Source organism: Streptomyces sp. NPDC003247, assembly GCF_042888135.1.
Classification (GTDB): domain Bacteria; phylum Actinomycetota; class Actinomycetes; order Streptomycetales; family Streptomycetaceae; genus Streptomyces.
This window is the reverse complement of sequence record NZ_JBIAPF010000004.1, coordinates 719,161-745,029: the sequence shown is the minus strand read 5'-3', so window position 1 is coordinate 745,029 and position 25,869 is coordinate 719,161. Positions and strand designations below refer to the sequence as shown.

Sequence of the window (25,869 nt, the reverse complement as noted above, 5' to 3'; positions counted from 1 at the left end):
CCTCCGATCGGTGCGGTGCGGTGCGGTGCGGTGTGGTGCAGTGGGGTGCCGTGTGGTGCGGACTTCCACCGTGGTGTCGTCGTACGGGGGATTCCGTCCCGCCGCGGTCACTCGTGCGCTATGGCCGCCAGCACGTTCATCCGTGAGGCGCGCAGGGCCGGCAGCAGTGCCGCCACGATGCCGACCACCGCCGAGCCGACGACGACCACGACGACCGTGCCCCACGGGACCGCCAGCTCCTTCATGCCCTCCAGGGCCAGCACCCGCTGTATGCACACGCCCCACACCAGCCCCAGCCCGAGCCCCAGGACGGCGCCGAACACGGCGATCACCACCGCCTCCAGCCGGATCATCCGGCGCACCTGCCGCCGCGCCAGCCCGATGGCCCGCAGCAGCCCGATCTCCCGGGTCCGCTCCACCACCGACAGCGCCAGGGTGTTGACCACCCCGAGCACCGCGATGACGATCGCGAGCCCGAGCAGCGCGTACACCAGGTACAGCAGCACGGCGATCTGGCCGTGGACCAGCTCCTTGTAGTCGGCCTGGTCGCGCACCTGCACCTGCGGATACGGCTCCAGCGCCCGCTCCAGCCGGGGCCGCAGCTCGTCGGCGTCGGTGCCGGGGGCGGCGTTCAGGTACAGCACCGAGTCCTGGCCCCCGGGCACGTACTCCTCGACGGCGGAGGCGCTGAGGAACAGCCCGCCGCGCATGCCGAAGCCCTCGGTGTCCTGGTCGGTGAGCGCGCCCACCCTCAGCCGGACGGTCCGGTCGCCGGGGAACCGCACCGGCAGCACGCTGCCGATCCGCACGCCGTGCTCCTCGGCGAAGTCCGCGTCCATGCCGAGCGCGCCGTCGGCCAGCGCGGCCGCCGAGTCGCCCCGCGCGTACCGCACCCGGGCGACCTCGTCGATCCGGTCGTCGTACCCGGCGGCCGTCGTCTCGAGCCGCTCGCCGTCGGGCAGCCGCACGGCGACCGGCGCGAACCGCTGCCGTACGATGACCCCGACGCCGTCCGTGGCGCGGACCCGGTCGGTCACCTCCCGCGGGAACGGTGTGAAGCCGGCGTCCTGGACGACGAAGTCGGCGCCGAGCGTCTCGTCGATCTGCCGGTCGAACGACTCCGACATCGAGGCGCTCGCCACCGACATGCCGCCCACCAGGGCGAGGCCCACCATCAGGGCGGCGGCGGTCGCGCCCGTGCGGCGCGGGTTGCGCAGCGCGTTGCGCCGGCTCATCCGGCCGACCGCGCCGAACAGGACCGGGAAGCCCGCGCCGAGCACCCGGATCACCGGACGTACCAGCAGCGGGCCCGCCACGACGGTGGCGACGAGCGTGAGGACGACCCCCAGCCCCAGCAGCGAGGCCGCCGTCGCCGTACGGGACGCGGTCACGCAGCCCACCAGGGCGGCGGCACCGAGCCCGCCGACGACCGCCCCGGCCACCGCACGCACCCGCAGCGGCCGTCCCACACCGGCGACCTCCGCGTCCGCGAGGGCCGCCATGGGCGACACGGCCGCCGCGCGCCGGGCCGGGAGGTAGGCGGCCACGAAGGTGACGCCGACGCCGACGGCGTACGCCGACACCGGGGTCGCCCAGCCGACGACCATCTCCGTGGTCTTCAGGTTCATGCCGAGCGCGCTCATCAGCCGGATCAGACCGGCCGCCAGGCCGATGCCGGCCGCGAGGCCCAGCGTCGAGCCGGCCAGGCCCAGCAGCACCGCCTCGGTGAGCACCGAGCGCCGTACCTGACGGCGGTCCGCGCCGAGGGCGCGGAGCAGACCCAGCTCACGGGTCCGCTGGGCGACCAGCATCGCGAACGTGTTGACGATCAGGAACACGCCGACCAGCACGGCGATCCCGGCGAAACCGAGCATCACGTACTTGATGACGTCGAGGAACCCGCCCAGCTCCTCCGCCGCCGACTTCGCCTGCTCGTCGGCCGTCTGCACGTCGTAGGGGCCGGAGCCGACCGCGGCGGCGACGCGGCGCTTCAGCTCGGCGTCGGTCACGCCCTCCGCCGCGTCGACGGAGATGCCGGTGGCCAGGTCGGGCGAGCCCAGGAGCCGGGTGGCGGCCACCGCGGGGTCGAGGAAGACCAGGGCGGCGCCCGGGTTGGTGGTCCGGAAGGTGGCGATGCCGACGACGCGGACCGGGAACGAACCCGGCTGGGCCATCACTGTCAGCGTGTCGCCGATCTCCACGTCCTTGCGGCCGGCGGTGTCGGCGTCGATCAGGGCCTCCGCGGCGCCGCGCGGGGCCCGGCCGGAGGTCAGCTCCACGGCGCTGCGCTCGGTGACGTACCAGTCGGAGGCGATGGTCGGCGCCCCGCCGGACTGGCCCACGGACGTGTGGGCGGCGTCGACGACCGTGACGTTCTCCACGCTGACGTCGGCGTGGGCCGAGGCCACTCCGGCGGTGCGGGCCACCCGGTCGGCCAGGGCGGCGGGCAGGGTCCGGACCGCGCCGGTGGGCACGGAGGCGGTCAGGTCCTCCTCCGGCTCGACCGTCACATCGGCCGACGTGGACGCGAAGAGGCGGTCGAAGGTGCGCGCCACCGTGTCGGAGAAGATCAGGCTGCCCGCGACGAACGCCACCGACAGCACGACGGCGAGGGCGGACAGCAGCAGGCGACCCTTGTGCGCGAGGAAGCTCCGGAGCGTGGCCCGCAGCACCGGCTCAGCCCTTCCCGGCGGGCTCGCCCGCGGCCGGGCCGGACTCGCCCGGAGCTGGGCCGGACTCGCCCGGGGCCGGGCCGGACTCGCCTGGGCCCGCGCCGGAGCCGTCCGGTGCGGTGCCGGAGCCGCTCGGGGCCGTGTAGGGCTCGCCTGCGGCCGCGCCGGAGCCGCCCAGGGCCGCGCCGGGCTCGCCCGCGGCCGCACCGGAGCCGCCCGAGACCGTGCCGGAGTTGCCCGCTGCGGTGCCGGAGTCGCCCGCGACCGCGCCGGACCCGCCCGCAGTCGTGCCCGCCCGGGCGCGGATCCCGTCGAAGCGTTTCATGCGCTCCAGCACCGTCTCCGCCGTCGGGCGCCCCATCTCGTCCACGATCCGGCCGTCGGCGAGGAAGAGCACCAGATCGGAGTGGGCGGCGGCGCCCGGGTCGTGGGTGACCATGACGACGGTCTGGCCCAGGCCGTCCACGGCTTCCCGGAGGAAGGCGAGGACCTCCAGGCCGGCGCGCGAGTCCAGGTTGCCGGTCGGCTCGTCCGCGAAGATCAGCTCCGGGCGGGAGGCGAGCGCCCGCGCGCAGGCCACGCGCTGCTGCTGACCGCCGGACAGCTGGGCGGGCCGGTGTGTGAGACGGTCCCGCAGCCCCAGCGTGTCGATCACCCGGTCCAGCCACTCCCGGTCCGGCTTCCGTCCCGCGATGTCCATCGGCAGCGTGATGTTCTCGGCCGCGTCGAGGGTCGGGATCAGGTTGAACGACTGGAACATGAACCCGATCCGGTCGCGGCGCAGCCGGGTCAGCTCCCGTTCCTTCAGTCCCGTGATCTCGGTGTCGCCGAGCCACACCTGACCGCCCGAGACGGTGTCGAGCCCGGCCAGACAGTGCATCAGCGTGGACTTCCCCGAGCCCGACGGCCCCATCACGGCGGTGAAGCGTCCCCGCACGATGTCCACGTCCACCGAGTCCAGCGCCAGCACGGCCGTCTCGCCCGAGCCGTACGCCTTGGTCAGTGCCCGGGCCCGGGCCGCCACGCCGTCGGCCGACGCCAGGCCGGGGGCGTGCCGCACAGCAGGTGTGGACAAGGCTGCCTCCTCGATCGGGGGGACGTGCCGACGTGCCGGTCCGACGAGCGTAGTGTGACCGGGCGCACACCCGGTATCCCTTTTGGTCACCGGAGCGCCCTTGCCGGTGCTAGCGTCCCGGCGCTAGCGTCGACGGTATGGCGAAGACCCAGCTGAACGTCCGCGTCGACGAGGGTACGGCCCGCGCCGCCCGCGAGCAGGCCACCGCGCGCGGCATGAGTGTCAACCGCTACATCGAAGAGCTGGTCCGGCAGGACACCGGCGAGGCGGGCCACACCTTCGTGGAGGCCGCGGCCGACTTCATGAAGCAGTACGAGACCGTCTTCGCCGAGGAATTCGGCGCCGCCCGCGAGGGCCGCGCAGCCGAGGGCCGCACAGTCGAAGGCCGCGCAGTCGAAGGCCGCACGGCCGGGAGCGGCACGCACGAAGGCGGCCGCTGAACCCTTGGACGACCTGACCATCGACCTCGCCTGGCTGCTCATGCTCGCCGAGCAGAAGACACCGGGAGACCCCCAGGTCACCGACTGGGGAGCCCTGGTCGCGGCGGTGGCGCGCCATCGCGCCGAGATCTTCGACGTCCCCGTCTACGACACCCCGCACGCCCGCGCGGCGTCGCTGCTCCAGCTCCTCCTCCACGTCCCCGCGCTGGAGCGCTCCAACGCCCTCTTCGCCTGCTCCGTCGCCTACGCCTACCTGGTGGCCAGCGGGGTGAAGGTCGTCACCTCGCCCGAGCAGGTCCGCGACCTGGCCCGCCTGGTCAAGAGCGGTGAGGCGTCGGTGCACGACATCGCCCGGGAGCTGCGCCAGTGGAGCCGGTGAGGCTCCGTCCGTACCGGAGGCCGGCGCCCTCAGACCTGAGCCGCCGCACCTGACGCACCGTAAGCACCCGCCGCGCTCGCCGCCTCTGTCGCATCCGCCACGTTCCGGCGGAACGCCTCCGCCTCCCACGTCCCCTCCAGGCGCGGCGCCAGCCAGCCCCGCGCCCGCTCGCGGAAGTCGGCGGGCGTCAGTGACCCGGCGCCGGCGGGCAGCGCCCCCAGCAGCGGGGCCCCCGCGACCTCCGGGAGGTCGGTGACGTTGCACCGCATCGCCAGATCGGGGGAGCCGGGCCAGCTGCCGATCACCACACCCAGCAGCTCCACGCCACGGCGCCGGAGTTCACGGGCCGTCAGGTCGGTGGTGTTCAGCGTGCCGAGGCCCGCCGAAGCCACCACCAGCACCGGCGCCCGCAGCATCTCCGCGGCGTCGGCCAGGGTCCCGCCGGTCTCGTCGAAGCGCACGAGCAGCCCGCCCGCGCCCTCGACGAGGACCAGGTCGTGCTCGGTGGCCAGCTTGTCCGCGGCCTCGGCGACCTGACGCGGACGCACCGGCTCCCGGCCGGCCCGCCGGGCGGCCGTCGCCGGCGCCAACGGGTCGGGGTAGCGGGCGAGCTCGGCGGTCGTGACGGCGCCCGCGAGCCGCGCGACCTCGTCGGCGTCCCCGCGCTCGTCCGGCCGTACGCCGGTCTGGGCGGCCTTCAGCACGGCCACCGACCGGCCCGCCGCCAGCGCCGACGCGGCGAGGGCCGCGGTCGTGACCGTCTTGCCGATCTCCGTACCCGTCCCCGTGATCACCAGGATCGGCATGTTCATCCCTCCCGCGCCGCGGCGCACACCGCGCGCGCGATCCGTGCCACGTCCGCGTCGTCCGTGACGTACGGCGGCATCGTGTAGACGAGGTCGCGGAACGGCCGCAGCCACACGCCCTCCCGTACGGCGGCCGCCGTGGCGGCCTTCATGTCGACGGCGTGGTCCAGCTGGACGACACCGATGGCCCCGAGGACCCGCACGTCCTTCACACCCGGCACCTCCCGGGCGGGGGCCAGCCCTTCCCGCAGGCCGGTCCCGATCCGTTCGACCTCCGTGCGCCAGTCCTGGCCGAGCAGCAGCTCGATCGAGGCGCAGGCGACGGCCGCCGCCAGCGGGTTCCCCATGAAGGTGGGGCCGTGGGCGAGCACCGGGACCTCGCCCCGCGAGATCCCGTCGGCCACCCGTGCCGTGCACAGGGTGGCCGCCATGGTCAGGTAACCACCGGTCAGCGCCTTGCCGACGCACATCACGTCCGGTGTCACCGCGGCGTGCTCCGCCGCGAACAGGGCGCCCGTGCGCCCGAACCCGGTCGCGATCTCGTCGAACACCAGCAGGACGTCGTGCGCGTCGCACGCCTCGCGCAGCACCCGCAGATACGCGGGGGAGTGGAACCGCATCCCGCCGGCCCCCTGCACCACCGGCTCGACGATCACCGCGGCCAGGTCGTCGGCGTGCCGTTCGACCGCCGAGCGCAGCCGCTCCGCGTACGCCTCGTCGTGGTCGGCGGGCGGCGCGTCCACGAACACCTGACGGGGCAGCACCCCGGCCCACAGGTCGTGCATGCCGCCCTCGGGGTCGCACACCGACATCGGCTGCCAGGTGTCGCCGTGGTAGCCGCCGCGCCAGGTCAGCAGCCGCCGCTTGCCGGGCCGGCCCAGCGAACGCCAGTACTGGAGGCACATCTTGACCGCGACCTCGACGGACACCGACCCCGAGTCGGCGAGGAAGACGTGCTCCAGCCCCTCCGGCGACATGTCGACGAGGAGCTTCGCCAGCCGTACGGCGGGCTCGTGGGTGAGCCCGCCGAACATCACGTGGCTCATCCGGCCGAGCTGCGCGCGCACGGCCTCGTTCAGCACCGGGTGGTTGTAGCCGTGGATCGCCGACCACCAGGACGCCATACCGTCGACCAGCTCGCCCGAGCCGTCGGCGAGCCGCAGCCGGACCCCGCTCGCCGACTCCACGACGAGCGGCTCGGCCCGGCCGGGCATCGGACCGTACGGATGCCACACGTGCCGCCGGTCGAGGTCCAGCAGCTCCGGCACGTTCGGGTCAGGCATTGGGCGCGAGGTCCGTCCCGGCACCCCGGCGGCGTACGGCGACCAGGTCCGTGCGCGGCTCGCCGGCCGCCGCCACCGGAGCGGAGCCGCAGACGTCGCCCGCCTCGTGCGACCCGCAGCCCGCGCCCTCGTGCGCTCCGCACCCGGCGCTGCCGTGCGACCCGCACCCGGCGTTCCCGTGCGATCCGCCGCCCCCGCAGCCCCCGCCGTCGCCGCCGGCGGCGACGCGGTGCTCCGGCAGCGTCACCTGTCCCGCGCCCTCCACCTCGAAGCCGGCATCCGCGATCATCTCCAGGTCGGCCCGGCCCGCCTGGCCCTCGCTGGTGAGGTAGTCGCCCAGGAAGAGGGAGTTGGCCAGGTGCAGCGCGAGCGGCTGCATCGTGCGCAGATGGACCTCGCGTCCGCCCGCGATGCGCACCTCGGCGTCCGGGCACACGAACCGCACCATCGCCAGGATGCGCAGGCACCGCTGCGGGGTGAGGTTCCACTCCTTGGCGAGCGGGGTGCCCTCGAACGGGATCAGGAAGTTGACCGGGACCGAGTCCGGGTCCAGCTCGCGCAGCGAGAAGACCACGTCGACCAGGTCCTCGTCGCTCTCGCCCATGCCGGCGATCAGCCCGGAGCAGGCGGACAGGCCCGCCGCGTGCGCCTTGTGCACCGTGTCCACCCGGTCGGCGTACGTGTGCGTGGTCGTGATGTCCGCGTACGTCCCCTCGGACGTGTTCAGGTTGTGGTTGTAGGCGTCGGCGCCCGCCGCGCGCAGCCGCTCCGCCTGTCCCTCGGAGAGCAGACCGAGACAGGCGCACACCTCGACCTCCTCGTTCCGCTCCTTGATGGCCTTGATGGTCTCGGAGACCCGGTCCACGTCCCGGTCCGTCGGACCGCGCCCGCTCGCCACCAGGCACACCCGCTTCGCCCCGCCGGCCAGCCCCGCGGCCGCCGCCTCGGAGGCCTCGTCGGGCTTGAGCCAGGTGTACTTGAGGATCCCGGCGGTGGAGCCGAGCCGCTGGGAGCAGTAGGAGCAGTCCTCGGGGCACAGCCCCGACTTGAGGTTGACGAGGTAGTTGAGTTTCACCCGTCGCCCGAACCAGTGCCGGCGCACCCGGCCGGCCGCGGCCACCACGTCGAGCAGGTCGTCGTCGGACGTCGCGAGGACGGCCAGCGCTTCCGCACGGGTCGGCAGCTCGCGCCGAAGCCCCTTGTCCACCAGCGTGTTCAGCAGGTCCATGAGAGCCGATCCTGTCGTACCGGACCACTCCGGGCCAAGGTAGGGATCACACAACACGCCCGCTTCGACGTGTGGGTATTGCCACACCATGGGCGGCCACACCTGCCGCTAGTGTCTGTCCGCTACCTACAAAATCACCGGAGGGCCCCATGGCGTTCGGCTGGATCGACGAGCAGGCGGAGCTGCGCCGCCGCGCCGGACTCGTACGGACCCTGTGTCCCCGGCCGGCCGACTCGCCGCTCCTCGACCTCGCGAGCAACGACTACCTGGGCCTGGCCCGTCATCCGGAGGTCACCGAGGGCGCGGCGCGGGCCGCCCGGACCTGGGGCGCCGGTGCCACCGGCTCCCGTCTCGTCACCGGCACCACCGAACTCCACGCCGAGCTGGAACGGGAACTGGCCGGCTTCTGCGGCTTCGACGCGGCCCTGGTCCTCTCCTCCGGCTACGCCGCGAACCTGGCGGCGGTCACCGCGCTGGCCCCGCACGGCACCCTGATCGTCTCGGACGCCGGGAACCACGCCTCGCTCATCGACGGCTGCCGGCTGGCCCGCGGCACCACCCAGGTCGTCGCGCACGCCGACCCGGACGCCGTGCGCAAGGCGCTCGGCACGCACCCGGGCCCGGCGCTGACGGTCTCCGACACGGTGTTCTCGGTCGACGGCGACGCGGCGCCGCTGGCCGCCCTCGCCGAGGTGTGCCGGGAGCACGGGGCCGGGCTGGTCGTCGACGACGCCCACGGGCTCGGCGTCCTCGGCGCCGGCGGGCGCGGCGCCCCGCACGCCGCGGGGCTGGCCGGTGCCGGCGACGTCGTCGTCACGGTCACGCTGTCCAAGTCGCTCGGCAGCCAGGGCGGGGCGGTGCTCGGACCCGCGCGGGTGATCGAGCACCTGGTGAACGCGGCCCGGACGTTCATCTTCGACACCGGCCTCGCCCCCGCGGCGGCGGGCGCGGCCCTGGCGGCCCTGCGGCTGCTGCGCCGCGAACCGGAACGCGCGGCACGCGCGCGTGCGGTCGCGGGCGACCTGCACGCGCGGCTGACGGCCGCGGGTCTGGAGGCGGTGCGTCCGGACGCCGCGGTCGTCTCCGTGCGTGCCCCGTCCCCGGAGCGGGCGGTGCGCTGGGCGGCGGACTGCCGGGCGGCAGGTCTGACCGTCGGCTGCTTCCGTCCTCCCTCCGTGCCCGACGGCGTCTCACGCCTGAGGCTGACCGCCCGCGCGGACCTCTCCGAGGCGCAGATCGAACGCGCTGTACGAGTGATCGGCGAGACACGACCATGAGTCGGCGTGACACGGCCGGGCGCCGGGATACGGGTGGGGGGTAGGGGTCCGGACGCGATTCCGGACGTTCCGGACGAAGGTCAGCGGAACGTGGCCGTGAAGCCCGTCCAGCTCTCGGGGGAGAAGAGCAGGGCGGGTCCGGCCGGGTCCTTGGAGTCGCGTACGGCGAGCAGGCCGGCCCACGGTCCGGTCTCCGGGCGGGCCGTCTCCACGCAGTTGTTGGCTCCCGTGCTGTAGCTGCTGCGCAGCCACCGCAGGCCCTGCGGACGGTGGCGGTCGTGCAGGTCGGTACTGGAGGGTACGTTCCGAGGCAGTGCAGTCATGGTGCCTCCTTACGTGCCGGCGGCTTTCGCGGCGATGTATTCCAGTGTGTCCTCGGGTGAAAGGGCGTGCGCCCGAAGGGCGTCGAAGGCCTCGGTGTAGGCCTGGAGGTGTTCTTTCCGTTCGAGATAGAGGCTACTCGTCAAGTGGTCGAGAACAACCACATCCAGATCAGAAGTGTTCGTAAACGAGAAGATAACGAAAGAACCTGTGACTCCGATATGAGCTCCGGCACTGAACGGCAGTACCTGGAGCGTGACTTGGGGAAGCCGGCCCGCCTCCACGAGCCGGTCCAGTTGCCGCGCCATGACCTCGGGGCCGCCCACCTCCCGACGCAGTACGGCCTCGTCCAGCACCGCGTTCAGGGTCAGCGGCGGCTGTGCGCGCAGGACGTCCTGGCGGGCCAGCCGCACCTCCACCAGGGTGTCCAACTGGTCCTCGTCGGCTCCCTCGACGGCGGCCCTCGTCACCGCCCGCGCGTACTCGGGCGTCTGGAGCAGCCCCGGGACCACGGTCGTCTCCAGGGTGCGCATCGCGCTCGCCTGCGACTCCAGGCTGATGAAGTCCCGGTAGGCGGGCGGCAGCACGCCGCGGTAGGCGTGCACCCAGTGATCCCGCCCGCCGCTGTCGGTGGACCCCGCCAACGCCAGCATCAACTCACGCAGTTGGGGGTCGGACACGCCGTAGGCGTCGAGGAGTAACCGCACATCGGCGGGTTTCGTACCGCTGGTACCGGTCTCGATCCGGCTCACCTTCGACTGGTGCCAGCCCACGAGCCGGGCCGCCTCCCCACTGGTCAGGCCGAGGCGGGCGCGCAGGGCCCGCAGTTCGGCGCCCAGTTTCCGGCGGCGCACCGCGGGACCGTGCTGCATGGAGTTCTCCTTACTCCCTACGAGCCGTCCAAATACGCTCTGCCGTGGCAGAGTTCACCGCATCGAGCGACAGATATATGCACATCTTGGTGGATCGCCACCGGTGGCGGCCCGCTGATGGCAATCTGGCGACGAAGCACCAGTCCGGGACCGTACTCGAACCATCCGCACCGTGTCGGACTCCGGTCCCGTGGGAAAGGGACGGCATCGCCATGGCAGACCATCTGGAAGCATCCCTCACTCTGCCGAGCGATCCCGCATCGGTGTCCACGGCTCGCGCGTTCGTTCTGACCACGCTGGGGGGATGGGGTCTTCCCGCGGAGGCGGAGACGGCCGACACCGTCCGCCTCATCGTCTCCGAGCTCGCCACCAACGCCGTACAGCACACCTTCGGGCAGTCGCCCACCTTCCGGGTGGACCTCCGGCTCGACCGGGACGAGCTGCTGCGCATCGGCGTCACCGACAGCCACCCGCGCTTCCCCAGGCGCCTGCCGGCCGCCGTCCAGCAGGACAACGGCCGTGGCCTGGTGATCATCCGCTGGCTGACCGCGGAGTGCGGGGGCAGACTCCGCGTCCGCCCCACCCGCGAGGGCGGCAAGACCATCTGCGTCGACCTGCCGTGGACGCTGACCGTGGAGCCGGTGGCGACGGCGGGCCAACAGGAACCTTGACCCGCTCGGATTCCTTGGCGGGGCGTGGCGGGGCGTGGAGCGGTGAGGGGCGTGGAGGGTGTGCGGGGGCGGGGGCGGGTGGCGGACGGCTGTGGGGGACTCGGGGACGTGCGGGGGCCAGGGGAGGTGCGCGGGGAGGCGGCGGGCCGCACGGGTGGGGCTGTCCGCCGGACGAGTGGTGTGCGGGGTGCGGGCGTGGATGTCCGCCGAACGGGTGATGTCGGGAGGGCGTGAGCGCGGGCCGCGCGCTCGGCCGGCAGAGGCGGGGGCGGGCGAGGCTCGGCGGCTGCCGGAGGGCTGTGAAGGCCTGTAACGGCTGTGGGTGGGCTGCGGGCGGCTGTGAACGGCCGTGTGACGGCCCTGGGCGTGGCGCAGGCGGCGCGAACGGCCGCCTGACGGCCCCCACGCCCCGGGCTCCGGAGGCGGGCTCCGGAGGCGGTGGCGGCGCGTCAGGGACGCCGCCACCGCCCCCGGAGGGTCACTTGACCCGGCCGTACCAGACGCTCTTGGTCCAGATCTTCTGCAGCCTCACCACGTCCCCGGTCTTCGGGGAGTGCCAGATCTTGCCCTTACCGGCGTAGATCCCGACGTGGTAGACGTACGACCCCGAGTGGAAGAACACGAGGTCCCCGGCCTTGCGCTTGCTCGCCGAGATGTGGGTGGTCTTGTTGTACTGCTGGGCCGCCGTACGAGGCAGTTTCTTGCCCGCCTTCTTGAACGAGTACAGCGTGAGCCCGGAGCAGTCGAACCTGTTCGGCCCGGCGGCCCCGTACCGGTAGGGCGAACCCTTCTTGGAGGCCGCGATCTGGAGTGCCTTCGTCGCCGGGGTGGCGGCCGCCGCTTCGGAGGCGACACCCGGGACCACGATCGAGCCGCCCACGGCGGCGATGGCGAAGGCCGAGGCCGTGCCGGCCCGGGCCATGAGCGACGGGACACGATTCAGCGCAGTCATGCGCAACCCTTCGTCAGCCGCCTGTGAAGGATGACCTGTCGGATTCGGGCTGGCGAAGTTGCCCGGCCGCTGCTGCGGCTTCACCCCAAGGGCTGCTCGGTCCGGTCATGGGGCGACCGCTCCGGCGACCCGTCGTGCTTGGGTCCTCCACTCCTGCCGATGCACTCCTGTCGACCGGTCATCCGGGCGGCGGCAGGACTCGGCGTCCGCCCGGACCGCCCCGCCGCTTGTGGCGGGGGCTTGTCGTCAGTCAGGGATCTTGGCGCACCGATGTCCGAAAATCCCAACGCAACCGGGGATTTGTGGGGTTACTCACCACTCACCCGTTCGGGTGGACACCCTGATGGCGGGTCAGGTGTCAAGGCGGCGACATACCCCCCGACCAGCACTGGAACCGTTCGTTCCGGCGCGGTGCCCCTCATTTCGCGCAACCGCTGTGGGCTGGAAAAAGCAGTCGAGGATGGGCCGCCCGGGGGTACGCCGTTCGGTCCGTTTCAACTCGGGTCCGCGCGTCACGCTTTCGGCGAACACGGAGCCGTCGGGACACCCGTACGTCATCGGTCGGGGAGCGGAGGCATCGTGACGCGCGCGGTGCGGCGCTCCCCGTCGAGCACGCGCAGCGCCCGCGCGAGCGTCGGCGCGTGCAGTTCGCTCTCGCCCCGCTGGTGCATCAGCGTCAGCGCGTCGCGCAGCGCGGTCGCCCTGCCCACCAGTGCCTGGGCGGCGCGCAGTCCGCGGTAGGTGTCGCCGTCGCGGGCGGGGTTGATCCGGCCGAGCAGGTCGACCACCTCCAGGTAACGGTCGATCAGCTCGGCCTCGGCCCGGGTCAGCGCGGGCAGCGGAGGCAGCTCGGGAGGCAGCATCGCGGCTCACCCCTCGCCCGGCAGGCCGCCGGAAGCCCTGCGGGCCGGGACCACGCGGTCCGCCAGGCCGTACTCCACGGCCTGGCGGGCGTCGAGGATCCGGTCGCGTTCGAGGTCGGCGCCCACCTGCTCCGGACGGCGCCCGGTGTGCCGTACGAGCATCTCCTCCAGGCGGGTGCGGGTGCGGGCCAGTTCCCGGGCCTGGACGACCAGATCGCCGGTCTGCCCCCGCACCGGCTCCGGCAGCGACGGCTGGCGGAGCACCACGCGCGCGCCCGGCAGCACGGACCGCTTGCCCGGTGTGCCCGCGGCCAGCAGGAGGGCGGCGGACGAGCCGGCCTGGCCCAGGCAGACGGTCGCCACGTCGCAGGTGACGTACCGCAGTGTGTCGTAGACGGCCGACATCGCGCTGAACGAGCCGCCCGGGGAGTTGACGTACAGCGAGATGTCCCGGTCGGGGTCCCGGTGCTCCAGGTACATGAGCTGGGCCATCACGTCGTTCGCCGCGGTGTCGTCGATCGGCGTGCCCAGGAAGACGATGCGCTCCTCCAGCAGCTTGGAGTACGGGTCCAGTGTCCGGTGCCCCGAGCCGGTGCGTTCGGTGAACTCGGGCAGGACATGGCGGGCGGACGGTCGGGTCATGGGAACCCCCTCCTTCGGCGTCTGTAAAAAATGTACAGGACGTACGTGACGTTAGAATGGGGTCATGGCCTACGAGATTCCGGTGACGCAAGCCAGGGCTGAGCTCGCCGACCTGATCAACCGGGTGGTGTACGGCGGCGAGCGCGTCGTCGTGACGCGGCACGGCAAGCCCCTCGTCGCCCTGGTCTCCGCCGCCGACCTGGAACGGCTCGACGCGCTCGACGCCCCGGCGGACGAGCAGGTGATCAGCTCCGTCTCCGCGGTCCGCGAGGCGGCGGCCTCGGCTCCCCGCGAACAGCAGCGGTTCGGGATCGCGGCCGAGCACCGGGGACCGAACCACCGATAGACGGCCGCGTCCGGGCGCGCCAAGGCGGGTGCGGCCGGACACGCGGGACCGTGCGCCCTCCGACTTGGCGGAGGACGCACGGTCGGGCGAGGGTTCCGGCGGCGGGCCGGGCCGTCAGGCCGCTGGGTCGCCGGTGGGGGCGGCCTCCTCGGTGGGCGGGTCAGCCGGCGAGTGCGGCCTCCCGGCCGGCGGCCGGTGCGGCGCTCCTCGCGCGGCCCTTCAGCGCGTCGCCGAGCAGCACCGCTCCCAGGCCCAGCGCGGCCCACCAGGTGAGGGTCAGGGCGGGGCCGGTGGCCGCCGCGCCGTCGAAGAAGGACACCGAGCGCAGCAGCGTCGTCCCCGCGCCCGGCGGCAGCCACTGGCCGATCGCGCCGACCGGCTCGGGCAGCATCTCCGGCGCCGAGGCCGCCCCGGAGAACGGGTTGCCGAGGAACATCAGGACGAACGCCGTCAGGCCGATGCCCGCGGGGCCCAGCAGGGCGGCGCACCCGGCCACGGCCGCGCTCACCGCCAGCGTCGACAGACCGAACGTCGCCGCCTCCGCCCACCAGTCCCCGGCGAGCACCCCCAGCCAGCTGTGCGCGAGCGCCGCCGCGACGAGGCCCACCAGGGCGGCCGTGCCGACCAGTGCGAGCGCGGCGCGGACCCCGCGCAGGCCGAGCAGGGTCACCACCGCGCCCGCCGCGATGCCGGCCAGCGCCAGCGGGAGCACGCTCGCGCTCAGCGCCGCCCCGCGCGGGTCGTTCGCGGAGGCGGCGACGACGTCCACCGTCCGGACGACGGTGCCGTCGGCCGCGGCCTGCCGGTCGACCGCCTGCTGCAACAGCTGGGCGACGACCGGGCTCGCGGCCGACGCGGTCAGCAGCTCGGGGCCCTGGGGAGTGACGACCACGGCGCCGTACACCGTCCGGTCCGCCACGGCGGCGCGGGCCGCGGCCTCGTCGTCGTAGCGGTGGATCTCGAAGGCGCCCTCGTGCTGTTCGAGGGCCTTCTCCACCTGGGTGATCGCGGCCTCGGGGCCGGCCACGCCGAGCGGCAGGTCGCGGGGCGCGGTGCGGGCGGCCGGCCAGGCGAAGGCCCACAGGGCGAGCGCCGCGAGCACGGGCACGAGGACGACGACCGCGATCGCGCGCCGGGCGGGAGCCCTGGTGGCGGGGGCGGGAGCGGTGTTCATGGGGATCTCCTCCGGCTCCGACTCCAAAAAGAAGGATCGTTCGTTTTAGCTCTGTCACCACCGTGCGCCGACCGGGGGCGCTTGTCAAGAAGGAACGTTCGTTTTAGTTTTGGGCCATGGCACGCGTATCCCAGGCCCACCTCGACGCCCGCCGCCGGCAGATCCTCGACGCCGCCGCGCTCTGCTTCGCGCGCAACGGCTTCCACGCCACCTCCATGCAGGACGTCCTGAAGGAGGCCGATCTCTCGGCCGGCGCCGTGTACCGGTACTTCGGCGGCAAGGACGAGCTGATCGCCGCGATCGTCTCGGAGGTGCTGGGCGAGGTCCGGGCCGCCTTCGAGGCGGCGGCCGAGCAGAGCCCGCCCCCGCCGCCCGACCGCCTCGTCCCCGCCGTCCTCGACCGGACCCTCGGCCTGCGCGAGTCCCTCACCGTGGACGGCGTCCCCGCCTTCCCGCGCCTGGTCGTCCAGGTCTGGTCGGAGATCCCGCGCAACGACACCCTCGCGGACGTCCTGCGCGAGGGCTACACCGTCGTGCGCGCGGCGTGGGCGCGGATCGTCGAGGCCCACCAGGCGGCCGGGACGATGCGCTCGGACGTACCGCCGGACCACGTGGCCCGCACGATGATCGCCACCGTCCTCGGCTTCATCGCCCAGCAGTCCCTGTTCGGGCCGACCTCGGTGGACGTCCTGCGGGACGGTCTGCGCGCGTTGATGAGCATGCCGGGCACCGACCCCGAAGCCTGATGATCACACCGCTCGGGTAACGTGCGTGAAACGCGGCCCAACTAGCCTGCCCTTCACGCCACCTGGGACTTTTCCCCCGTGGCCGCGGCAACCGGGCCCCGCAAGGTCCGGAGCGAGGATGTGAGGTGGGACGTGCAACTGACGCCGCACGAGCAAGAGAGGCTGCTGATCCACGTGGCGGCCGACGTCGCCGAGAGGCGCCGCGCCCGCGGGCTGAAGCTCAACCACCCCGAGGCCGTCGCCCTCATCACCGCGCACATCCTCGAAGGCGCACGGGACGGCCGGACGGTCGCCGAGCTCATGGCCTCCGGCCGCAAGCTGCTCACCCGCGACGACGTCATGGAGGGCATCCCCGAGATGATCCACGACGTCCAGGTCGAGGCGACCTTCCCGGACGGCACCAAGCTCGTCACCGTCCACGACCCGATCGTCTGAGAGGGGCCCCGATGATCCCCGGAGAGATCCTCTTCGCCGAGGACCCGATCGTGTACAACGAGGGCCGTGAGGTCACCCGGCTCACCGTCCTCAACGCCGCCGACCGGCCCGTCCAGGTCGGCTCCCACTACCACTTCGCCGAGGCCAACCCCGGCCTGGAGTTCGACCGCGCCGCCGCACGCGGCAAGCGGCTGAACGTCCCCGCGGGCACCGCCGTGCGCTTCGAGCCGGGGCTGCCCGTCGACGTCGCCCTCGTCCCCCTCGCCGGCGCCCGCGTGGTGCCCGGGCTGCGCGGCGAGACCGGAGGCGCCCTCGATGCCTGAGATCTCCCGTGCCGCGTACGCCGACCTGTTCGGCCCCACCACCGGTGACCGCATCCGGCTCGCCGACACCGACCTGATCGTCGAGATCGAGGAGGACCGCTCCGGTGGTCCCGGACTCGCCGGGGACGAGGCCGTGTTCGGCGGCGGCAAGGTCATCCGCGAGTCCATGGGCCAGTCCCGCGCCACCCGCGCGGACGGCGCGCCCGACACCGTCGTCACCGGCGCCGTGATCGTGGACCACTGGGGGATCGTCAAGGCCGACGTCGGCATCCGCGACGGCCGGATCACCGGCATCGGCAAGGCGGGCAACCCCGACACCATGGACGGGGTCCACCCGGACCTGGTGATCGGCCCGGAGACCGAGATCATCGCCGGCAACGGCCGCATCCTCACCGCCGGAGCCGTCGACGCGCACGTCCACTTCATCTGCCCGCAGATCGCCGACGAGGCGCTCGCGGCGGGCGTCACCACGCTCGTGGGCGGCGGCACCGGGCCCGCCGAGGGCTCCAAGGCGACGACCGTGACACCCGGCCCCTGGCACCTCGCCCGCATGCTGGAGGCGATGGAGCGGTACCCGCTGAACATCGGCTTCCTCGGCAAGGGCAACACCGTCTCCCACGAGGCGATGCTGTCGCAGATCCGGGGCGGGGCGCTGGGCCTCAAACTGCACGAGGACTGGGGCTCCACGCCGGCCGTCATCGACGCCTCGCTGACCGTCGCCGAGCAGACCGGCATCCAGGTCGCCATCCACACCGACACCCTCAACGAGGCCGGATTCGTGGGCGACACGCTCGCCGCGATCGCCGGCCGCGGCATCCACGCCTACCACACCGAGGGCGCCGGCGGCGGGCACGCGCCCGACATCATGACCGTCGTCTCCGAGCCGCACGTCCTGCCCAGCTCGACGAACCCGACGCGGCCGTACACCGTGAACACCGCCGAGGAACACCTCGACATGCTGATGGTGTGCCACCACCTCAACCCCGCGGTGCCCGAGGACCTGGCGTTCGCCGAGTCCCGCATCCGGCCCTCGACCATCGGCGCGGAGGACGTCCTCCACGACCTGGGCGCCATCTCCATCATCTCCTCCGACGCGCAGGCCATGGGCCGGGTCGGCGAGGTCGTCCTGCGGACCTGGCAGACCGCGCACGTCATGAAGCGGCGGCGGGGCGCGCTGCCCGGCGACGGCCGGGCCGACAACCGGCGGGTACGGCGGTACGTCGCCAAGTACACGATCAACCCGGCGCTCGCCCAGGGCCTCGCCCGGGAGATCGGCTCCGTCGAGACGGGCAAGCTCGCCGACCTCGTCCTGTGGGAACCGGCGTTCTTCGGCGTCAAGCCGCACCTCGTCCTCAAGGGCGGGCAGATCGCGTACGCGCAGATGGGCGACGCCAACGCCTCCATCCCCACCCCGCAGCCCATCCTGCCCCGCCCGATGTACGGGGCGATCGGCCGGGCACCGGCCGCCAACTCCGTGAACTTCGTGGCCCCGCTCGCCCTCGACGACGGGCTGCCGGAACGGCTGGGCCTGGGCAAGAGGTTCGTCGCCATCGACTCCACGCGGGGCGTGACCAAGGCGGACATGCGGGAGAACGACGCCCGGCCCCGGGTCGAGATCGACCCCGACAGCTTCGCCGTGCGCGTCGACGGGGAACTCGTCGAGGCGACACCGGCCGCGGAGCTGCCCATGGCCCAGCGCTACTTCCTCTTCTGAGGACGCCGCCATGACAAGGGCAGCGCTCCTCGTCCTGGCCGACGGCCGCTTCCCCGCCGGAGGGCACGCGCACTCCGGCGGGGCGGAGGAAGCCGTCAAGGCCGGACGGATCACCGGCGCGGCGAGCCTGGAGGACTTCTGCCGCGGACGGCTGCACACCGCGGGGCTGGTGGCGGCCGCCCTGGCCGCGGCCGCCGCGGCCGGCGGCGACCCGGCGGAACTCGACGCGGCGGCCGACGCCCGGACCCCGTCCCCCGCGCTGCGCACGGCCGCGCGGAAACTGGGACGGCAGCTGACACGAGCGGCCCGCGCGGTCTGGCCGAGCGACGAACTGGACGCCCTGGCACGGGCGTTCCCCAAGGGCGCCCACCAGCCGGTGGTGCTGGGCCTGGCGGCCCGCGCGGCCGGACTCGGGCCCGAGGACGCGGCGCACTGCGCGGCGTACGAGAGCGTGAGCGGACCGGCGACGGCGGTGGTGCGGCTGCTGAGCCTCGACCCCTTCTCGGCCACGGCGGTGCTGGCGCGGCTGGCGCCGGAGACGGACCGGGTGGTCGACCGGGCGGTCGCGGCGGGTCGGGCGGCGGTGGCCGCCGGGGCCGACGCGCTGCCGTCCGCCTCCGCGCCGCTGCTCGAGATCGGGGCGGAGGGGCATGCGGGGTGGCCGGTGCGGCTGTTCGCGTCGTGAGGGGTCTCTCCCTGAAGGGGCTCCGCCCCTTCGACCCCGTCAGGGGGCTGCCGGCCCCTGGGCCCCCGCTTCGGCCCTGAACGGGCCTCGTCCTCAAACTCCCCCAGAGGGGGGACCCCCAGACGGGCTGCATTGTCCTGGCCGGCGCCTCATCGGGCGACGGCAGACGGGCTGCATTGTCCTGACCGGCGTTCGCAAGCGAAGGAGTTTCACGTGCACCTCGATCACCCCCACCCCGTCACCCCGGCCGTCGGTGCCGACGCCCGTCGGCCCGACGGGGCGCGGCGCGCCCTCCGTATCGGGCTCGGCGGTCCCGTCGGGTCGGGGAAGACCGCCACCGTCGCCGCGCTCTGCCGTGCCCTGCGGGACGAACTCTCGCTGGCCGTCGTGACGAACGACATCTACACGCGGGAGGACGCGGAGTTCCTGCTCCGGGAGGCCGTGCTGCCGCCGGAGCGGATCACGGCCGTCGAGACGGGCGCCTGTCCCCACACCGCCATCCGGGACGACATCTCCGCCAACCTCGAGGCCGTGGAGGACCTGGAGGACGAGGTGGGGCCGCTCGACCTGATCCTCGTCGAGTCCGGGGGCGACAACCTGACCGCCACCTTCTCCAAGGGCCTGGTGGACGCCCAGATCTTCGTCATCGACGTCGCCGGCGGGGACGACATCCCGCGCAAGGGAGGGCCCGGCGTCACCACCGCCGACCTGCTCGTCGTCAACAAGACCGACCTCGCCCCGTACGTCGGGTCCGACCTCGCCCGGATGGCCGCCGACGCCAAGGCGCAGCGCGCCGAACTGCCCGTCGTGTTCCAGTCGCTGAGGGGCGCGACCGGCGTGCGGGACGTCGCCGAGTGGGTGCGGGAGCAGCGCGCCGCATGGGTGGCGTGAGATGAGCGGTGTGCACGCCACCGCCCGGATCCGCGCGCGGCGGGACGGGCGCGGCGGGACCGCCCTGCCCGTCCTGGAGAGCGCCGGGCCCCTCGCGCTGCGGCGTACCCGCGGCGGTGACGGCGGTCAGGCGCGCGTCCTGCTCGTCGGCGCGATGAGCGGCCCCCTCGGCGGCGACCGCCTCGCCGTCGAGGCGGCCGTCGACAGCGGTGCCCGGCTGCGCCTGGGCTCGGCCGCCGCCACCATCGCCCTGCCGGGCCAGGGCAAGGAGGAGGCCCGCTACGACGTACGGATCGATGTCGCCGACGACGGTGAACTGCACTGGCTGCCGGAGCCGTTGATCTCCGCTCAGGGCAGTGACCTGTATGTCACCACGCACGTCGGACTGGCGCCGCGGGCCCGGCTCGTGCTGCGTGAGGAGCAGGTGCTGGGGCGGGTGGGGGAGGAGCCGGGGCGCCTGACCAGCCGCCTCGTCGTACGCGTCGGCGGACGGCCCGTGCTCGACCAGCAGCTGGCCTGCGGTCCGGGCGCCCCCGGCGGCTGGGACGGGCCCGCCGTCCTCGGCGGACATCGCGCCCTCGGCCAACTGGTCGTCGTACGGCCCGAGTTCGGCGACCGGCCGGTGACCGCCCGGGTGCTCGGCGACACCGCCACCCTCGTGCCGCTGGCCGGGCCGGCCGCCCTGGTGACCGCCGTCGCCCCGGACGGTCTGCGGCTGCGGCGCATCCTGGACGAGGCGCTCATGTCCCTGGAGTGACGTCCGCGTGCGCGCGGCCCGCATGCTCTGCGGGGCCTGCGGTCAGCGGTCCCCGGTCAGCTGAGCGGCAGCCGGGGGAACCTGCGCGCCTTCGCCCGGCCGGCCTCCTCCTCCGCCTTGACCACGGCCGCGTACCGGTCGACGTACTCCTGCTCCGACAGCGTGAGGATCGTGTACATGATCTCGTCGGTGACCGCGCGCAGGACCGTCTTGTCGTTCTCCATGCCGGCGTAGCGGGAGAAGTCCAGCGGCTCGCCGAAGCGGATGACGACGGGACGGAAGGAGGGGATCTTCTGGCCGGGCGGCTGCGCCTCGAAGGTGCCGATCATGGCGCAGGGGACGACCGGCGCCCCGGCCTTCAGGGCCATCACCGCGACGCCCACCTTGCCCTTGTAGAGGCGGCCGTCGTGCGAGCGGGTGCCCTCCGGGTAGATGCCCAGCAGCTCGTCCTTGCTCAGGACGCCGAGGCCCTCGCGGATCGCGGCCTGGCCCGCCTCCTTGCCGGAGCGGTCGACCGGGATCTGCCCGACGCTGCGGAAGAAGGCGGCGGTCAGCCGGCCCTTGATGCCGTGACCGGTGAAGTACTCGGCCTTGGCGAGGAAGGTGATGCGCCGCTTGAGGACCGCCGGCATCAGGAAGTGGTCGGAGAACGACAGGTGGTTCCCGGCGATGATCGCCGCGCCGGACTCCGGTACGTGCTCCAGCCCCTCGATGCGGGGCCGGAACAGCAGCCGCAGCAGCGGCCCCAGCACCACGTACTTCAGGAGGTGGTAGAACAAGGCGTCGCTCCTCAGTCCGGCCGATCGGCGGGGCCGCCGTGTTCCGGCAGGTCGACCGGCACGGTGTGGGCTGCCAGTGTAGGCGGGGGCGGGTGCGGCCGGAACCCGGTGGCTGACGGCACGTCACCGCGTACCACCGGGGTACCCCTTCACAGCCGCACGACGACGAGCGCCGTGTCGTCGGTCGTGCCACCGGGCGGCAGCAGCTCCAGCAGGACGGAGTCGGCCAGGGTCTCGGGGTCCTCGGTCCGGTGCCGGGCGAGGGCCTCCGTCAGACGGGCCAGTCCGGTGTCGATGGACTCGCGCCGCCGCTCCACCAGGCCGTCGGTGTACAGCGCCAGTGTGGCGCCGGTGTCGAAGGAGGTGGTCGCCTGCGGCCGGGGCACCGGGTCGGGCCGGGCGTCGAGCGGGGGATCGGTCGCCCGGTCGAGCAGTTCCACCCGGCCCGAGGGGTGCACCAGCACGGGCGGGAGGTGGCCGGCGCTGCTGTACGTGATGGTGTGGTGGTCGAAGTCGACGAACGTGGTGACCGCCGTGGCCGCCTCCGCGCCGTCCACCACGTGCGCGTACCGGCCCAGCACGTCCAGGGCCTGGGCGGGACCCGCGGCCATCCGGGAGGCGGCGCTGAGCGCGCTGCGCAGCTGGCCCATCACCCCGGCCGCCGCCAGGCCGTGCCCCACGACGTCGCCGACGGCCACGCCGATGCGGTGGCCGCCGACGAGGTCGACCAGGTCGTACCAGTCCCCGCAGACGTTGAGCGCGCCGACCGCGGGCCGGTAGCGCACGGCCGCGCTGTGGTGGCGGACCCGTCCGGGCGCGGGCAGCATCGCCTCCTGGAGGGCGAGGGCCACCTCGCGCTCATGGGCGTGGGCCCGCCGCAGCCGGTCGTTGACCTCCTGGAGCTCGCGGGCGCGGGTGTACAGCTCGGCCTCCAGCGCGTGCGGCGGGTCCTCCGCCGGGCCTGCCGACCGGATCCCTGACGGGTTCCCCGACCGGTTCTCCGGCTGGTTCTCCGACCGGCTCCCCGGCTGGTTCTCCGACCGGTTCTCCGACTGGTTCTCCGGCTGGTTCTCCGGCTGGTTTCCGGACCGGCCGGCGCCGCGGGCCCGGAGCAGTTCGGTGACCTCCTCGACGCGGTGCACCACCAGCACCACGGAGCCGTCCGCCCCGCGCACGGGCGCGTTGACCGGGCTCCAGTAGCGCTCCTCCCACTCGCCGGGCCGGTCGGCCGGCTGGACGTCGTAGCGTTGCAGGGCCATGGCGTCGCGCTCGCCGGTGGTCAGCACCCGGCGCAGCGAGGCCTCCAGGTTCCGCACGCCGTCCGCCGAGGGGTTGTTCGGGTTGTCCGGGAAGACCTCGAAGAGATGGCGTCCGACCACCTGCTCGCGCCGGCGTCCGGCCAGGCGCAGGAACGCCTCGTTGGCGTCGGCGAAGACCAGCCCGGGGGTCAGCAGGGACACGCTGCCGGGCAGTGCCTGGAACACCGCGGCGTAGTCGACCGCCGGTTCGGTCCCGGTCCCCGGGCGGGGGTCGGCTTCTTCACCGACGCCGACGCCGACGCCGGTCCCGTCCCCGGGACCGACAGTGGTGCCGATGCCGGCACCGGTCCCGTCCGTCCCGTCCGATCCATGCCCCATCCGACCCACGCCCCGTCCGACCTCTGCCGCGTATGTCGATATTGGGACATTTTGTCATGAAGGTCGGTCGGTGGGGAGCGGCGGCCGCGTCACAGCTCCGGTCCCGTGAGCGACTGCTCGGCCCAGATGATCTTCCCGCCGGGGACGAAACGGGTGCCCCAGCGCCGGGTCACCTGCGAGACCAGCAGCAGCCCCCGCCCACCCTCGTCCGTGGTGCGCGGATGACGCAGATGGGGCGCGGTGGTGACGCCGTCGTGCACCTCGCAGACCAGGGTGCGCTCACGGATCAGCCGCAGCCGGATGGGACCGGCGGCGTGCCGGATCGCGTTGGTGACGAGTTCGCTGACCACCAGTTCCGTGGTGAAGGACAGCTCGGCGAGGTCCCACTCGGCCAGCCGGCGGCTCGCGGCCTTGCGGGCCTCGGCGACCGCGGCCGGGTCGGCGGGCAGCTCCCACTCCGCGACCTGGTCGGGGGAGAGACGGCGGGTGCGGGCCATCAGCAGCGCCACGTCGTCGTGCGGCCGGTCCGGGGCGAGGACGTCGATCACCGCCCGGCAGCGCAGGTCCAGCCCGGGCTCCTGCCGCTCCAGGGCCCGCCGCAGCCGCTCCCGGTCGGTGTGCAGCGTCCACTCCTCGCCCCCGGCCAGCAGACCGTCGGTGTGCAGGGCCAGCGTGCTGCCCGGCGCCAGCAGCAGCTCGGTCGACTCGAACGGCGGCCCGCCGGCGCCCAGGGGCGGCCCCTGCGGCAGGTCGACGAAGGTGACCGCGCCGTCGGGCAGCACGACGGCCGGCGCGGGATGCCCGGCGGCGGCCATCGCGCAGTGCCCGTCGACGGGGTCGTAGACGACGTACAGGCACCCCGACCCCACCGCTTCCGGGGCCTCCACCCACGCCTCCGGCCCGCCGACCTCCTCCCGGGCCGTGCAGGCGACCAGGTCGTCGAGGTGGGCGAGGATCTCGTCCGGCGGCAGGTCCAGGGCGGCGAGCGTCCGCACGGCGGTCCGCAGCCGCCCCATGGCCGCGGCGGCGTCGATGCCGTGTCCGGGCACCTCGCCCACCACGAGCGCCACCCGTGCGCCCGACAGCGGGATCAGGTCGTACCAGTCCCCGCCGATGCCGGTCAGCTCGTCGGCCGGCAGGTAGCAGGCGGCCACCTCGACGGCGTCCTGCTCGGGCAGCCGGTGGGGGAGCAGGCTGCGCTGGAGCACGAGCGCCGCGTCGCGCTCGCGGGTGTAGCGGCGGGCGTTGTCCACGCAGACGGCCGCCCGCGACACCAGGTCCTCGGCCAGCGCGACGTCGTCCTCGGCGAAGGGCTCCTTGCCGGGGTGGCGCAGGAACGTCGTGATGCCCAGGGTCGTGCCGCGCGCCCGGACCGGCACCACCAGCACACTGGGCGGCCCGACGGGCTCCCCGCCGACCTCGGGCAGCGCGGGCCCCCAGCCCCCGGCCTCCTCCAGCCGCTCCGCCCGCCAGGGCCGCCCGGTGACCAGACAGCCCACGGGAGGCGACCCGGCCGGATACGCGACGACGGGATGCGCCCCGGCACCGCCCCCGATCCGAGCCCCAGCCCCAGCCCCAGCCCCGGCACCGGCCCCGGCCCCGGCACCGGCGCCGACGTCGGCGCGACCGGAGCCGGAGCCGGAACCGGAGCCCGAGCAGGACGCCGTACCCGAGCCGGACGCCGTGCCGGTGCCGGTGCCGCACCCGGACCCGGAGCCGGACGCCGTACCCGTGCCGGACCCGGAGCCGGACGCCGTACCCGTGCCGGACCCGGAGCCGGACGCCGTACCCGAACCGGACCCGGTGAGATCGTCACCGGCCCCCTCCGCTCCCGACCGCTGCCCGACCCTGAGCAGCACCACGGTCTCGCCCGGTGCCTGCTCCACGGCGGGCTCGGCACCCCGCAGCACCGGCTCCAGCAGGTCCACGGCGACGGCGTCGGCGAAACCGGTCACCGCCACGTCCGCGAGCTCCTGCGCGGTCCGCGCGATGTCCAGACTGCGGCCGATGCGCCGGCCGGCCCGGTCCAGCAGGGCCAGGCGCTGCCGGGCACGGTGGTGGTCGGTGATGTCCACGACCGTGTAGTAGACGCCCATCGGACGCCCGTGCTCGTCGTCGAGGCGGGTGAACGACAAGACGTGCGCCGTCTCCCGGTGCGGCGCCGCCCGGACGCGCCCCACGTGCTCGTAGCCGACGACGGTCTCGCCGCTCTCCAGCACACGCCGCATCTGGGCCTCGATCGCCTCCGCGGGCAGGCCCGGCTGGACGTCCGCGAACCGCAGACCCAGCCGGCGCTCGGGCGGGCCGCCGCCGAACCGGCTCAGGGCCGTGTTCGACCACACGAAGCGCAGGTCGGTGTCGACGATGGCGATACCGATCGGCGAACCGGCCACCAACTGCTCCAGCACCTGACGGTTCATGCTCCAGCCGGGGGCGTCGCCCCGCTCGCACAGCAGCAGGAGCCAGCGCCCCGGCCCGCCGAGTTCGTCCGCCGAGGTGATCCGGGCCATGAGCGGCACCGTCCGGCCGTCCGCGCGGCGGGCCGCCAGCAGCCCCGCCCAGCCGCCGTCCCGGCGGCACCGCTCCAGCACGTCCGGCATCCGCTCGGCGTCCCCGTGGGCCAGCAGCCCGGCCAGGTCCTTGCCCACCGCCTCGACGGCCGCGTACCCCAGCAGCCGCTCGGCGTCCCGGGTCCAGCTCGTCACCACACCCCGTGCGTCGAGCAGCAGGGGCGCGGCGTCCGCCACGTCGAACCGCCGGCGGGCAACGTCGTCCTCGTCGTGTGAGCCCACGGTCGACCTCTCTGTCGCTGAGAGTGGTCCGCCACCACTTGCCTCCATCTTCACCCTGCGCCTCCACGATGTGCGCGACGCGGGTCCCTCCGGCGGCGGTCCCCACGGC

At 74.0% G+C, this 25,869-nt stretch carries 25 protein-coding genes, 1 pseudogene and 1 riboswitch; of the genes and pseudogenes, 12 read left to right on the top strand and 14 right to left on the bottom strand.

Going from position 1 to position 25,869, the window contains the following annotated elements:
- Positions 1–107: 107 nt before the first annotated feature.
- Together ACFYWQ_RS16955 and ACFYWQ_RS16950 are read right to left on the bottom strand one after the other, a co-directional pair.
- Complete coding sequence (locus ACFYWQ_RS16955; protein WP_389517141.1) at positions 108–2,672, bottom strand: ABC transporter permease; 2,565 nt, start codon at positions 2,670–2,672, stop codon at positions 108–110.
- A gap of 274 nt (positions 2,673–2,946) precedes the next feature.
- A pseudogene (locus ACFYWQ_RS16950) lies at positions 2,947–3,747 on the bottom strand (ABC transporter ATP-binding protein); the annotation flags it as partial.
- 137 nt (positions 3,748–3,884) lie between these two features.
- Here ACFYWQ_RS16950 and ACFYWQ_RS16945 point away from each other — a divergent pair.
- Together ACFYWQ_RS16945 and ACFYWQ_RS16940 are read left to right on the top strand one after the other, a co-directional pair.
- Positions 3,885–4,187 carry a toxin-antitoxin system HicB family antitoxin gene (locus tag ACFYWQ_RS16945; protein ID WP_389517139.1) on the top strand — a complete coding sequence of 101 codons (303 nt, stop codon included), beginning with the start codon at positions 3,885–3,887 and terminating at the stop codon, positions 4,185–4,187.
- Positions 4,188–4,191: 4 nt separating this feature from the next.
- On the top strand, positions 4,192–4,566 hold the full coding sequence (locus tag ACFYWQ_RS16940) for a fic family toxin-antitoxin system, toxin component (RefSeq protein WP_389517137.1): 375 nt from the start codon (positions 4,192–4,194) through the stop codon (positions 4,564–4,566).
- Positions 4,567–4,595: 29 nt separating this feature from the next.
- Here the strand turns inward: ACFYWQ_RS16940 and bioD are convergent, their stop codons facing one another.
- From bioD to bioB, 3 genes are read right to left on the bottom strand one after another with little or no spacing between them, the layout of a single operon-like run.
- Positions 4,596–5,372: a dethiobiotin synthase gene (gene bioD / locus ACFYWQ_RS16935; protein WP_389517448.1), complete on the bottom strand. Its 777-nt coding sequence runs from the start codon at positions 5,370–5,372 to the stop codon at positions 4,596–4,598.
- Between the two features lie 2 nt (positions 5,373–5,374).
- Complete coding sequence (locus ACFYWQ_RS16930) at positions 5,375–6,655, bottom strand: adenosylmethionine--8-amino-7-oxononanoate transaminase (RefSeq protein WP_389517136.1); 1,281 nt, start codon at positions 6,653–6,655, stop codon at positions 5,375–5,377.
- A complete protein-coding gene (gene bioB / locus ACFYWQ_RS16925; RefSeq protein ID WP_389517134.1) occupies positions 6,648–7,883 on the bottom strand; it encodes a biotin synthase BioB in 1,236 nt (411 codons plus the stop codon). The genes ACFYWQ_RS16930 and bioB overlap by 8 nt, the downstream gene beginning before the upstream one ends.
- Before the next feature lie 149 nt (positions 7,884–8,032).
- Here bioB and ACFYWQ_RS16920 point away from each other — a divergent pair, with 149 nt between their 5' ends.
- Positions 8,033–9,160: an 8-amino-7-oxononanoate synthase gene (locus ACFYWQ_RS16920; protein ID WP_389517132.1), complete on the top strand. Its 1,128-nt coding sequence runs from the start codon at positions 8,033–8,035 to the stop codon at positions 9,158–9,160.
- Between the two features lie 80 nt (positions 9,161–9,240).
- Here the strand turns inward: ACFYWQ_RS16920 and ACFYWQ_RS16915 are convergent, their stop codons facing one another.
- A complete protein-coding gene (locus ACFYWQ_RS16915) occupies positions 9,241–9,483 on the bottom strand; it encodes a DUF397 domain-containing protein (RefSeq protein WP_389517130.1) in 243 nt (80 codons plus the stop codon).
- A 9-nt stretch (positions 9,484–9,492) separates the two neighbouring features.
- Positions 9,493–10,353 carry a helix-turn-helix domain-containing protein gene (locus tag ACFYWQ_RS16910; RefSeq protein WP_389517128.1) on the bottom strand — a complete coding sequence of 287 codons (861 nt, stop codon included), beginning with the start codon at positions 10,351–10,353 and terminating at the stop codon, positions 9,493–9,495.
- A 212-nt stretch (positions 10,354–10,565) separates the two neighbouring features.
- Between ACFYWQ_RS16910 and ACFYWQ_RS16905 the strand changes: the two genes are divergently transcribed.
- Complete coding sequence (locus ACFYWQ_RS16905; RefSeq protein WP_389517126.1) at positions 10,566–11,024, top strand: ATP-binding protein; 459 nt, start codon at positions 10,566–10,568, stop codon at positions 11,022–11,024.
- Between the two features lie 478 nt (positions 11,025–11,502).
- On the opposite strand, the gene ACFYWQ_RS16900 is transcribed toward ACFYWQ_RS16905, so the two are convergent.
- The 3 genes from ACFYWQ_RS16900 to ACFYWQ_RS16890 all read right to left on the bottom strand — a co-directional run bounded on the left by ACFYWQ_RS16900 (position 11,503) and on the right by ACFYWQ_RS16890 (position 13,481).
- Positions 11,503–11,976, bottom strand: a complete 474-nt coding sequence (locus tag ACFYWQ_RS16900; RefSeq protein WP_389517124.1) for a C40 family peptidase — start codon at positions 11,974–11,976, stop codon at positions 11,503–11,505.
- A 3-nt stretch (positions 11,977–11,979) separates the two neighbouring features.
- Positions 11,980–12,191, bottom strand: a riboswitch (cyclic di-AMP (ydaO/yuaA leader).
- Between the two features lie 339 nt (positions 12,192–12,530).
- Positions 12,531–12,839 (bottom strand): hypothetical protein, encoded by a 309-nt coding sequence (locus ACFYWQ_RS16895; RefSeq protein WP_389517122.1) that lies wholly within the window; start codon positions 12,837–12,839, stop codon positions 12,531–12,533.
- A gap of 6 nt (positions 12,840–12,845) precedes the next feature.
- Positions 12,846–13,481, bottom strand: coding sequence for an ATP-dependent Clp protease proteolytic subunit (locus ACFYWQ_RS16890; RefSeq protein ID WP_389517121.1), 636 nt, complete (start codon positions 13,479–13,481; stop codon positions 12,846–12,848).
- A gap of 64 nt (positions 13,482–13,545) precedes the next feature.
- On the opposite strand from ACFYWQ_RS16890, the gene ACFYWQ_RS16885 reads away from it, so the two are divergent.
- Positions 13,546–13,827 carry a type II toxin-antitoxin system Phd/YefM family antitoxin gene (locus tag ACFYWQ_RS16885; protein WP_389517119.1) on the top strand — a complete coding sequence of 94 codons (282 nt, stop codon included), beginning with the start codon at positions 13,546–13,548 and terminating at the stop codon, positions 13,825–13,827.
- Positions 13,828–13,987: 160 nt separating this feature from the next.
- Here ACFYWQ_RS16885 and ACFYWQ_RS16880 read toward each other — a convergent pair whose 3' ends face one another.
- Complete coding sequence (locus ACFYWQ_RS16880; protein ID WP_389517116.1) at positions 13,988–15,001, bottom strand: ABC transporter permease; 1,014 nt, start codon at positions 14,999–15,001, stop codon at positions 13,988–13,990.
- A gap of 116 nt (positions 15,002–15,117) precedes the next feature.
- On the opposite strand from ACFYWQ_RS16880, the gene ACFYWQ_RS16875 reads away from it, so the two are divergent.
- The 7 genes from ACFYWQ_RS16875 (at position 15,118) to ACFYWQ_RS16845 (ending at position 20,552) form a co-directional block, all read left to right on the top strand.
- Entirely contained in the window at positions 15,118–15,747 is a 630-nt protein-coding gene (locus tag ACFYWQ_RS16875) for a TetR/AcrR family transcriptional regulator (RefSeq protein WP_389517114.1), read from the top strand.
- A 132-nt stretch (positions 15,748–15,879) separates the two neighbouring features.
- On the top strand, positions 15,880–16,182 hold the full coding sequence (locus ACFYWQ_RS16870; RefSeq protein ID WP_389517112.1) for an urease subunit gamma: 303 nt from the start codon (positions 15,880–15,882) through the stop codon (positions 16,180–16,182).
- Positions 16,183–16,193: 11 nt separating this feature from the next.
- A complete protein-coding gene (locus ACFYWQ_RS16865) occupies positions 16,194–16,505 on the top strand; it encodes an urease subunit beta (RefSeq protein ID WP_389517110.1) in 312 nt (103 codons plus the stop codon).
- Positions 16,498–18,219 (top strand): urease subunit alpha, encoded by a 1,722-nt coding sequence (locus tag ACFYWQ_RS16860; protein ID WP_389517108.1) that lies wholly within the window; start codon positions 16,498–16,500, stop codon positions 18,217–18,219. Before ACFYWQ_RS16865 ends, ACFYWQ_RS16860 begins: the two co-directional genes overlap by 8 nt.
- A gap of 10 nt (positions 18,220–18,229) precedes the next feature.
- Positions 18,230–18,904 (top strand): urease accessory protein UreF, encoded by a 675-nt coding sequence (locus ACFYWQ_RS16855; protein ID WP_389517106.1) that lies wholly within the window; start codon positions 18,230–18,232, stop codon positions 18,902–18,904.
- A 213-nt stretch (positions 18,905–19,117) separates the two neighbouring features.
- Positions 19,118–19,795 carry an urease accessory protein UreG gene (gene ureG / locus ACFYWQ_RS16850; protein WP_389517104.1) on the top strand — a complete coding sequence of 226 codons (678 nt, stop codon included), beginning with the start codon at positions 19,118–19,120 and terminating at the stop codon, positions 19,793–19,795.
- Between the two features lies 1 nt (position 19,796).
- Entirely contained in the window at positions 19,797–20,552 is a 756-nt protein-coding gene (locus tag ACFYWQ_RS16845) for an urease accessory protein UreD (RefSeq protein WP_389517102.1), read from the top strand.
- Between the two features lie 56 nt (positions 20,553–20,608).
- Here ACFYWQ_RS16845 and ACFYWQ_RS16840 read toward each other — a convergent pair whose 3' ends face one another.
- The 3 genes from ACFYWQ_RS16840 to ACFYWQ_RS16830 all read right to left on the bottom strand — a co-directional run bounded on the left by ACFYWQ_RS16840 (position 20,609) and on the right by ACFYWQ_RS16830 (position 25,760).
- The gene (locus ACFYWQ_RS16840) at positions 20,609–21,331 is read right to left on the bottom strand and encodes a lysophospholipid acyltransferase family protein (protein WP_389517100.1); all 723 of its coding nucleotides are present in this window, start codon (positions 21,329–21,331) and stop codon (positions 20,609–20,611) included.
- A 149-nt stretch (positions 21,332–21,480) separates the two neighbouring features.
- Positions 21,481–22,968, bottom strand: coding sequence for a PP2C family protein-serine/threonine phosphatase (locus ACFYWQ_RS16835; protein WP_389517098.1), 1,488 nt, complete (start codon positions 22,966–22,968; stop codon positions 21,481–21,483).
- Positions 22,969–23,057: 89 nt separating this feature from the next.
- Positions 23,058–25,760 (bottom strand): SpoIIE family protein phosphatase, encoded by a 2,703-nt coding sequence (locus tag ACFYWQ_RS16830; RefSeq protein ID WP_389517097.1) that lies wholly within the window; start codon positions 25,758–25,760, stop codon positions 23,058–23,060.
- Positions 25,761–25,869 lie beyond the last annotated feature (109 nt).